Consider the following 6,167-nt stretch of genomic DNA (forward strand, 5'->3'; position numbering starts at 1 on the left):
GCCGTGACCGCGTACCCAGCGTCGGGGACTCAAGGCATGGGCGCGAGGAACGGAGGGGCCGGCTCAGGTGATGGTCTGTCCGTCGTGGGCGCCGCCCCGGCAGAGCGTCGTGAAGGAACCGGTCCCGTCGCCGTCCGCGGAGACGACGATCACTCCGCCGCCCTGGACGCACTCGCCCGCCGTCACATCGCCCGGAAGGTCCGGGACGCGGAGCACCGCTGCCTCCGCTCCGGCGGCGCACAGGACCCATACGGCCAGGGCCGCGATCACGGTGCACGACGACTTGCGCATGGAGAGGGCTCCTTCTCACGGGTGCCGCTCCAGCCTCACCGGCCCCGGCACGGCGCGCCACCGGGGGCGCGCGCACGGGGGAGGGGCACGGGAGGGAGCGGGCAGGGACGCGCTCGGGGAGCGCGCGCACGGCGAGGGCTCCGACCGCGACCGCGGATCGGAGCCCTCGGAACGCCGTACCGGACTAGCCCTCCGTGTGCGTCACCCCCACCGGCCCGAACGAGACCCGGGTGCGGGCCCCGTCGGCCGCCCACACCACCTCCACGGCGTCCTCGCCGGGCACCACCTCAGTCACCGCGTCGGCCACCTGCACACTCACCGGCTCACCGGTCAGCGCGGCCAGGCCGACGTGCACGGAGGTGCCGCCCGCCGCACCGGACAGCCGGGGCAGCTCCGCCCACGGGACGTACGCGGTGCCCTGCGGGGCGCGCACGGTCTCCGCCTCGGAGTCCCAGCCGTAGAGGCCGTGCAGCGCGGAGGTCAGGGGCTCCTCGGGGCCGGTGGCCCATCCGGTGTGCGTGACCCGCGCCCCGGGCGGCGCCCCGACGACCCGGTGCACCCGCAGCTCGTACGGCCCCCGGGCCACCGTGACGCTCTCCACCCGCAGCCCCGGCACCATCGGCGGCCCGGCGACGAAGACGGGCCGGTGCCAGGACGCCGCCCAGCCCCAGCCGTCGCCGCCTCCCGCGCCCAGCGGATGCACGCGGCGCCGCACACTGGACCGGCCGTCCACCTCGACGGACAGGTGGTTGTCCGCGACGTTCTCGCGCGCCGTCGGGCCCGTCCGGGTCGAGTAGGCCTGCCGGCCGTAGAGCGGGTCGTCCTCGGCCGCCGACTCGCCCTCGTGGGGGCGGACATGGTCGCTGCCGTGGTTGTGCAGCCGTACGATCCCGTCGGCGCGGGTCGCCTGCACCAGCAGCCCCGGCGCGGTCAGGGCCAGGACGCGGTCCCCCTCCTCCACCGGCGCGGGCTCCTCCGGCGCCGTCCACAGCGGGTGGTCCGCCGGGGCGAGAAGCGACACGAACGCCTTCGACGCCCAGTACGGGGAGGCCGGACCCGAGTACGGCTGCAGGGTCGCCCCGTGCGGGCCGTACCAGCCGAGGCTCAGCACCCCCTCCTCCGTCAGCGCCCCCCGGTCCACGAAGTACCGCAGGCTGCCGCTGACCAGCCGCCGCGAGGCACCCGGTGCCAGCGGGGTGTGCCCGGTCAGCGCGCCCAGGCCCACGGCCGCCGACGCGGCGAAGCGGTAGGTGAGGGAGCGGCCGAAGTGCAGCGGCGCGCCGTCGGCCCCGAACATCAGGGCGAAGCCGTCGAGGTGGGCGCGCAGCCGCTCCCCGTACCGGGCGAGGGCGTCGGTGTCGCCGCCGAGGTGGGCGTCGAGCACCGGGTAGAGGTGCAGCGCCCAGCCGTTGTAGTGGTCGAAGGCACGTCCGTCGCCGTCGGCGTACCAGCCCCCACCCCGGTACCAGCCCTCCATCAGCTCCAGTGCCCGGTGCCGGGCCGCGGCCGTCTCGGCGTCGCCGCGGCCGACCGACTCCAGGAACCCGGCGACCGTGTACGGGAACAGGTACCAGTTGTTCGGTGCCGGGACGTGCCGCAGCGCCCCGCGCAGCCATTCCTCCACACGGTCCTGGACCCCGGAGTCGAGGTGCTTCCACAGCCACGGCGCGGTCAGCCGCAGCCCGAGCGCCACCGAGGCCGACTCGACCATGGGCTGGCCCTGCACGTCGTGGTCGAGGATCAGCGGCCAGGACTCGGTGTCGTCGCGGCCGGGGGAGCGGGTGCCGGAGGCGAGGCCCTCGGCGTAGCGGTCCAGCCAGCCGTGCGGGTCCGCGCCGTCCGCGCCCGCGACGCGGAAGCCCGCCGCGAGGAAGGTCCGGGCGAAGCCCTCCAGGCCGTCGGAGCGCACCCCCGAGCGCGAGGGCCGTCCCGGCAGGTCGAGCAGGGCGCGGCCCGGGGTGCTCCAGCGCCACGCGGCCCACAGCAGCCCGTCCGCGACGGCCTCCCAGTGGGCGCGGGTGTAACCGGTGCACGGGCTGGACGCACGGTCCTCGGTGGGCAGTTCGAACGGGATGCTCATGCCAGGAACGCCAGCCTTTCGCGTCGTACGGGATGGAGAAAACCGGAACCGGAGGCCCAGCGGGTGGTCTCGGCCAGGGCGAGGTCGGCCAGCCGGCGCCACTCGTTGCCCTCGGAACCGGCGAGGTGCGGGGTGATCAGGGCGTGCTCGCAGTCCCACAGCGGATGGTCCGGCGCCAGCGCCTCGGGATCGGTGACGTCGAGGACGGCCCGGATACGGCCCGCCAGCACGGCGTCGGTCAGCGCGTCCTGGTCGACGACCGCCCCGCGGGAGGTGTTGATCAGCACCGCGTCGGCGCGCATCGTGTCGATCAGCGGACGGCTCACCAGACCGCGGGTCGTGGGCAGCAGCGGCGTGTGCACGCTGACGGTGTCGCAGCGCGCGAACAGCTCGGGCAGCCCCACGTTCTCGACGCCCAGCCCGGCGGCCTCCGCGTCGCTCACGTACGGGTCGTGCAGGAGGACCTCCACGTCGTGCGGGCGCAGCAGCTCCACGACCCGGCGGCCGATCAGCGAGGCCGACAGGATGCCGACCGTGCGCCGGTAGTTGCCGACGCCGCGCGGGGTGCGCAGCCAGTCGCCGCGGGTCCTGGACACCCGGAAGTCGCGGGCCCGCTCCAGCACCCGCTTGCCGCTCAGCAGGATCATGCCGAGCGTGTACTCGGCCACCGGCAGCGCGTTGGCCGCGGCGGCCGAGGACACCTCGATCCCCCGCTCCCAGCACGCGTCGGTGACGTGCCCTCGGACACTGCCTGCCGTGTGCACCACCGCCCGCAGCCGTGGCGCCGCCCGCAGCACCTCCGCGTCCAGCGGCGGACAGCCCCACCCGGTGATCAGCAGCTCCGCGTCCGCCAGTACGGATCTCGCCCGCGCCGTGGACAGGTCGTCGAGCACCGGGAACGGCGCGAGGTCGCAGACCCGGCGGAACGCGGCGAGGGACTGGGGGTCGAGGACGGCCGAGGCGGCGTCCGGGGACATGGCCACGGCGGCGCGGGGCCGGTGGCCGGGTCCGGGGGCGTGCACGGTCACTTGACGGCTCCGGCGGTCAGGCCGCTGCGCCAGAATCGCTGGAGCAGCACGAAGGCGAGGATGAGCGGCAGCACGGCGAGCAGCGAGCCCATGATGACCACGGGGTAGTACTCGGGCGACACGGACGCCGAGCTGTTCCACTGGTAGAGGCCGAGGCTGACGGGATACAGGTCCTGGTCGGACAGCATCACCATGGGCAGGAAGAAGTTGTTCCAGATCGCGGTCAGCTGGAAGAGGAAGACGGTGATCAGCCCGGGCCCGAGCATTCTCAGCGCCACCCGGGCGTACGTGGTCAGCTCCCCGGCACCGTCCACCCGCGCCGCCTCCAGCACCTCGTCGGGCACGTAGCCCCGGGCGAAGATCCGGCCGAGGTAGACGCCGAACGGATTGAACAGCACCGGGATGAACACCGCCCAGAAGGTGTTGACCAGGCCGGCCTCCGAGGCCATCAGGTACAGCGGCAGCGCGAGCACCGTCTGCGGCACCATGACCGCCGCGAGGACCAGGCCGAACAGCTTCTCCTTGTGCCGGAAGCGGTACTTGTCGAAGGCGTAGCCGCAGGCCACGCTCACCAGCGCGCCGACGGCCGCCCCGAGGACCGCGTACAGCAGGCTGTTGACGTACCAGCGGCCGTACAGCCCGCCGTCCATGGCGAACAGGTCCTTCAGGTTCCGCAGGAAGGAGAAGTCGCTCAGGGAGAGCAGGTCGCTGCTGAACAGCGCGTCGCGGTTCTTGGCCGAGGCGAGCACCAGCCACAGCACCGGCAGCAGCGTGTAGAGGACGGAGACGGCGACGACCACGTTGACGGTCGCCCGGCCCAGCAGCCCGGGGCGCAGCAGGGAACTGTCGGTGGCGCTCATCGGGCCTCCTCGGAGTCGGCGCGGCCGGTGAAGCGGGTGACGCCGTAGGACAGGGCGATGGTGCACACCAGCAGGACCACCGAGGCGGCCGCCGCGAGGCTGTAGTTGTTGCGGGTGAAGGCCGCGTCGTAGATGTACATGCTGGGCGAGAACCGCGAGCTGATCATCGGGGAGGACTGGCTGAGCAGCATCGGCTCGGTGAACAGCTGGAGCGCCCAGATCAGGGTGAAGATCGACACCATCACGATGGAGGCCCGCACCAGCGGCGTCTTGACCTGGAGCGCCGTGCGCACCGGCCCCGCGCCGTCGACCACGGAGGCCTCGATCACCTCGCGGGGCACGGCCTGGAGGGCGGCGTAGAAGACCACCATGTTGTAGCCGAGGTTGCTCCACAGGGCGATGTTCACAATGGACGGGACCACCGTGTGCACGCCCAGGAAGTCGATCGTGATGTCGCCCTTCGCGAACAGCTCGATGACCGGGCTGATGCCGGGCGTGTACAGGTACAGCCAGATCAGCGCCGCGATGATGCCGGGCACCGCGTGCGGCAGGAACAGGCCGAGCTGGGCGAAGCCGCGCAGCCGCACCACTCCGGAGTCGAGGAGCAGGGCGAGGGCGAGCGCGCCGACGACCATCAGCGGGAGGTAGATGAGGCAGTACAGGGCGACCGTGCCGAGCCCGCCGAGGAAGGTGGGGTCGGTGAGGACGGCCGCGTAGGAGCGCAGACCGACGAAGACCGTGCGTTCGGGGCCGAAGCCGAGACCGGGCTGGTCGTCGCTGAAGAAGCTGAGGTAGACGGCGGTGCCGACGGGGATCAGGAAGACGGTGACCAGCAGGGCGAAGAACGGCGTCATGAGGACGCCGGCGGCGGTCAGTTGACGGCGCTTGGCCGCTCTGCGGGCGCGCAGGCCCGAGGCGGAGGGTGCCGGGGAGGCGGCGCGCGCGGCACCGGCCGGCACCCGTGAGTGGGTGGTCGTGGTCATGGGTGTGTCACCTGCCTTTCGTCGGCTCAGGTGCTGTGCTGGGTGGTGGACAGGCCGAGGGCCCTGAGATCGGGCATGGTGCCCTCCTGCGCGGTGCGCAGCGACTCGACGAGGCTGCCCTGGCCGCCGCCGACGCGGGCGAAGGAGTCCTGCATGACCTTCTGGGTGGCGCTCATCCGCGGGCCCCACAGCCACTGGTCGCCGATCTTCTCGGCCTCCTGCTCGAACAGGGTGTAGATGTCCTGGCCGCCGTAGTACGAGCGGTCGAAGGCCTCGCGGCCCACGGAGACCAGACCGGGCGCGGCCGGGTACTGGCTGCTGGCGCCGCTGGAGAGCCGGGCGCGCAGGGCGTCGGGGTGGGAGACCTGCCACTCGATGAACTCCATGGCGGCCTCCGGGTGCCTGCTGTCCTCGGTGACCGCGAAGGTCGAGCCGCCGTGCGTGCCGGTCGAGGGGCTGCCGGTGTCCCACTGCGGCATGGGCGCGATACGCCACCGGCCCTTCTGCCCGGGCCGCGCGTTCATCTGAGCGCCCGCGTCCCAGGCGCCGCTGAGCCGGGTGAGGACCAGCCCGTTGCCGATCTGCGCGTCGGACTGCCGGCTCTCGACGGCGTTCATGAAGACGTCGTCCCGGTCGATGAGCCCCTGCCAGTAGTCGGCGACCCGCCGGGAGGGCGCGTCGGCGAGGGAGACGTTCCAGGCGCCCTCCGAGGTGTCGAACCACTGGGCGCCCGCCTGCCAGGCGTAGCAGGCGAACTGCGTCATCCCGTCGGTCGGGAAGAGCACCAGCCGGGGGGGGGGGGGGGCCCCCCGCCCCCCCCCCCCCCCGGGGCGGGGGCCGGCCCCCGCCCGCGGGGGCGGGGGGGGGCCGGGGGGGGGCGGGGGGGGGGGGGGGGGGGGTGCCACCCGGGGGGGGGGGCCCGCGC

Annotated in this window: 5 protein-coding genes and 1 pseudogene; all 6 read right to left on the reverse strand. The window is 73.7% G+C overall.

Annotated features, from left to right (window positions below; genetic code table 11):
• Positions 1–63 precede the first annotated feature (63 nt).
• Entirely contained in the window at positions 64–291 is a 228-nt protein-coding gene (locus ACIQFU_RS06875) for a hypothetical protein (protein ID WP_402549551.1), read from the reverse strand.
• Positions 292–475: 184 nt separating this feature from the next.
• The gene (locus ACIQFU_RS06880; protein ID WP_402549553.1) at positions 476–2,371 is read right to left on the reverse strand and encodes a DUF2264 domain-containing protein; all 1,896 of its coding nucleotides are present in this window, start codon (positions 2,369–2,371) and stop codon (positions 476–478) included.
• The gene (locus tag ACIQFU_RS06885) at positions 2,368–3,399 is read right to left on the reverse strand and encodes a hydroxyacid dehydrogenase (protein ID WP_402549555.1); all 1,032 of its coding nucleotides are present in this window, start codon (positions 3,397–3,399) and stop codon (positions 2,368–2,370) included. Before ACIQFU_RS06885 ends, ACIQFU_RS06880 begins: the two co-directional genes overlap by 4 nt.
• On the reverse strand, positions 3,396–4,259 hold the full coding sequence (locus tag ACIQFU_RS06890) for a carbohydrate ABC transporter permease (RefSeq protein WP_402549556.1): 864 nt from the start codon (positions 4,257–4,259) through the stop codon (positions 3,396–3,398). The genes ACIQFU_RS06885 and ACIQFU_RS06890 overlap by 4 nt, the downstream gene beginning before the upstream one ends.
• The gene (locus ACIQFU_RS06895; protein WP_402549557.1) at positions 4,256–5,242 is read right to left on the reverse strand and encodes a carbohydrate ABC transporter permease; all 987 of its coding nucleotides are present in this window, start codon (positions 5,240–5,242) and stop codon (positions 4,256–4,258) included. The genes ACIQFU_RS06890 and ACIQFU_RS06895 overlap by 4 nt, the downstream gene beginning before the upstream one ends.
• A gap of 26 nt (positions 5,243–5,268) precedes the next feature.
• Positions 5,269–6,042: pseudogene (locus ACIQFU_RS06900) on the reverse strand (extracellular solute-binding protein); the annotation flags it as partial.
• Between the last annotated feature and the right edge of the window lie 125 nt (positions 6,043–6,167).

It is taken from the genome of Streptomyces sp. NPDC093065 (assembly GCF_044754585.1).
Lineage (GTDB): Bacteria > Actinomycetota > Actinomycetes > Streptomycetales > Streptomycetaceae > Streptomyces.